This window comes from Pseudomonas sp. Pse35, from assembly GCF_024519715.1.
Lineage (GTDB): Bacteria > Pseudomonadota > Gammaproteobacteria > Pseudomonadales > Pseudomonadaceae > Aquipseudomonas > Aquipseudomonas paracarnis.
The window spans coordinates 1-3,314 of sequence record NZ_JALJRP010000070.1 but is presented as its reverse complement, the minus strand read 5'-3'; the positions used below and the strand labels follow the sequence as shown (position 1 = coordinate 3,314).

3 protein-coding genes are annotated in these 3,314 nt (G+C 62.1%); 1 reads left to right on the top strand and 2 read right to left on the bottom strand.

The window, feature by feature from the left end; translation table 11 throughout:
- Positions 1-198: 198 nt before the first annotated feature.
- Positions 199-1,092, bottom strand: a complete 894-nt coding sequence (locus tag OC445_RS26840; protein ID WP_054922615.1) for an AraC family transcriptional regulator — start codon at positions 1,090-1,092, stop codon at positions 199-201.
- A gap of 180 nt (positions 1,093-1,272) precedes the next feature.
- Here OC445_RS26840 and OC445_RS26835 point away from each other — a divergent pair, with 180 nt between their 5' ends.
- Complete coding sequence (locus OC445_RS26835; RefSeq protein WP_054897943.1) at positions 1,273-2,325, top strand: NAD(P)-dependent alcohol dehydrogenase; 1,053 nt, start codon at positions 1,273-1,275, stop codon at positions 2,323-2,325.
- Here the strand turns inward: OC445_RS26835 and OC445_RS26830 are convergent, their stop codons facing one another.
- A complete protein-coding gene (locus OC445_RS26830) occupies positions 2,326-3,129 on the bottom strand; it encodes an IclR family transcriptional regulator (protein WP_034126746.1) in 804 nt (267 codons plus the stop codon). It lies immediately after the preceding gene.
- Positions 3,130-3,314 lie beyond the last annotated feature (185 nt).

The window sequence follows — 3,314 nt, the reverse complement described above, 5'->3', positions numbered from 1 at the left end:
CTCCCTCGCCACAAGTCACTGGTTGTCTGCTCTAGCTCTTAACTGACTGGCATTACCCGAAATGGGAGCCTTTTTTGTGGGCGACATCGATCAATATGTGGGAGCTGGCTTGCCTGCGATGGCGGTCTTCAGGTGCCAAATGTATAGCTGACCCACCGTTATCGCAGGCAAGCCAGCTCCCACAATAACCTCGTGGTGTCAGGCGGCCCGCTCTTCCCCCGGGTTGCGCAGGAAATAGCGCTTGTACTCCCGACTGAACTGCGACGTGCTCTGGTACCCCACCTTGTGCGCCGCCTGCGCCACGCTCATGCCTTCCACCAGCAGCAACTGCTGGGCCTTCAATAGCCGCAGGCGCTTGAGGTACTGCACCGGCGATAACAAGGTGCAGCGTTTGAAATGCTCATGAAAGGTCGACGCACTCATGTGCGCATACCCGGCCAACGTCTCGATATTCAGCGGCTCGGCGTAATGGGCATGCAGGTGATTCAATGAGGTGGCGATGCGCGAAAACTGCCCCTGTTGTTCCACCAGCGCACGCAGCACATCGGCCTGAGGACCACGCAAGGCGGTGAACAACAATTCGCGCACCCGCGCAGGCCCCATGATCCGGCTTTCCAGCGGATCGTGCAGGCACTGCAACAACCGCTCGACGCAGCCGCGCATCGTATCGTCCAGCACCACCGAACTCATCGACTCCAAAGTCTGCGCGGTCGGCGGCGGCCCGGCCTGCATACCCATCGCGATCACCAACTCGCCCAATACCACCCGATCGATGCCCACCGTCACGCCATACAACGGCGCCTCGGGGGCCATGGCAAAGGTCTCGCATTCGAACGGCACCGGCATCGCCTGGATCAGGTAATGCCCGGCGCCATACTCCAACGTGCGCGGGCCGAGGTAGGCGACCTTGCTGCCCTGGGCCACGAACATCAGGCTTGGCTCATAGATCTGCGGCCCACGCGCCACATCGCAACTGGCGCGCAGCACCTGCACGCCGGGCAGGTGAGTCGGGGAAAAACCGTCGCGGGGCGTGAGCCCTTCGATCAAGGCAACCAGCGTGGCATTGGCGTCCAAATGGCGGGTCAACAGCATGGCAAAAAACTTCGCGAATAGGGGATGACACCATCATCGCAGGTCTGGCGGCCAATATATCCAAAGCTCTGGCACTGCCGGACGAATAGGCATGAGACTCGGAGCATTTGCCATGTTCGCGCCAAAGGCCTGCGCGCAGAATTCGCCGCCTCTGCAGTCCAAGCTTTTGTGAGGTTTACTATGTACACCGCCATCGGTTACGCCGCCCAGTCGGCCACCACGCCCCTCGCCCCGATGTCATTTGAACGCCGCAGCCCGCGCGTCGATGACGTGGCCATCGAGATTCTTTACTGCGGCGTGTGCCACTCCGACATCCACCAGGCGCGCAACGAATGGGGCATCGCCGTGTACCCGCTGATGCCGGGCCACGAGATTGTCGGCAAAGTCACCGCGGTCGGCGCCAACGTGACCGCGCATAAAGTCGGTGATCTGGTTGGCGTGGGTTGTATGGTGGACTCGTGCCGTCACTGCGAAGCCTGCCAATCAGACCTTGAGCAATACTGCCTCGAAGGCCCGACCATGACCTACGCCACGCCGGACCGCGTGGATGGCAGCAACACCATGGGTGGCTACTCCGACAGCATCGTGGTCAGTGAACACTTTGTGGTGAAGATCCCGGCCAAACTCGACCTAGCCAGCGCTGCGCCGATCCTGTGCGCAGGCATTACCACCTACTCGCCCCTCAAGCACTACGGCGTGAAAGCCGGCGATAAAGTCGGGATCCTCGGCATGGGTGGCCTGGGCCACATGGGCATCAAGTTCGCCAAAGCCATGGGCGCCGAAGTCACGTTGTTCACGCGCTCGGCCAGCAAGGCCGAGGAAGGCCGTCGCCAGGGCGCCGACCATGTGATCGTGTCCACTGATGCCGAGCAGATGAAAGCCGCTGCGGGGCACTTCGATTTCCTGCTGGACACCATCCCGGTGCAGCACGACCTGAACCCCTACCTCGATGTGCTGCGCTTTGACGGCGTGCATATCCTGGTCGGCCTGATCGAGCCGGTGGACCCACCCGTCAACGCTGCCAAGCTGGTGCTGGGTCGTAAAGTCTTGGCCGGCTCGCTGATCGGCGGCATTGCCGAAACCCAGGAAGTCCTGGATTTCTGCGCCGAGCATGGCATTACCTGCGACATCGAGATGCTCGACATTCGCCAGATCAACGAAGCTTATGCGCGCATGATTGCCGGTGATGTGAAGTACCGCTTTGTCATCGACATGGCGAGCCTGAAAGCCTGATCAGGCCTTGGCGCCCAACTCCGCTGACAGCCGGGCTGCGACCTGTTTGATCACAGGGATCAGTTCGGCCATTTTCTCCAGCGGCATGTAGGGCACCGTACTGGCAATGCTGATGCCGGCGACAATGCGCCCGCTGGCATCGCGCACCGGTGCGGCCACGCAGCGGATCGAAGGCTCGTTGTCTTCGAGGTCAAACGCGTAGCCACCCTCGACATACTCATGCATGCGCTGTTCGAACTGCGCCCAGGATTGCTCCGGGTGCTGCGGCCATTGCAGGCTCTTGCCCACCGCCGGCAAGCTCGCCTCGTACAAGCGCTGCCACTCCTGCGGCGAATCATCCAGCATCAACGCCTTGCCGATACCGGTGCGCGCCAGCGGCATGCGATGGCCGACCCGCGAGCGCATTTCCGGCCCATTGCGGCCGGGGTTCTTGTGCAGGTAAAGCACCTCGTCGTACTCACGAATCGCCAGGTGAATGGTGTCGCCGGTCAGCGCCGACAACTCATCCAGGTAGGGCACCGCCAGGTTCACCAAGGGCAACTCTTCACGGGCCTGGAACCCCAACTCGATCAGCTTGGGCCCCAGCAGATAACCGACCTGGGGCACCACGCGCAGGTAACGCTCGTCCACCAGGCAACTGGCCAGGCGGTGCGTTGTGCTGCGCGTGGTGCCGATGCGCCGGGCGATCTCCTTGAGATCCCGAGCACCAGCCGCCACCGCTTGCACCACGCCCAGGCCGCGCAACAGGGTCTGGGTGCCGGTGGGGGCGGCGTCTTTGACGGGGGTGTGGGCGTTTTCCTGCATATCGGGCCTATAAGTATGAAAGCGGGGGCATTATGGCAAATACCGCCCTCCTGAACACAGGAGATCCAAAGTGGGAGCTGGCTTGCTGTGGCGAGGGAGCTTGCTCCCGTTCGACAGCGCAGCTGGAGCCGGCTTTTGGGGGCGCTTCGCACCCCAGCGCAAGCAAGCTTGCTCGCCACAGCAAG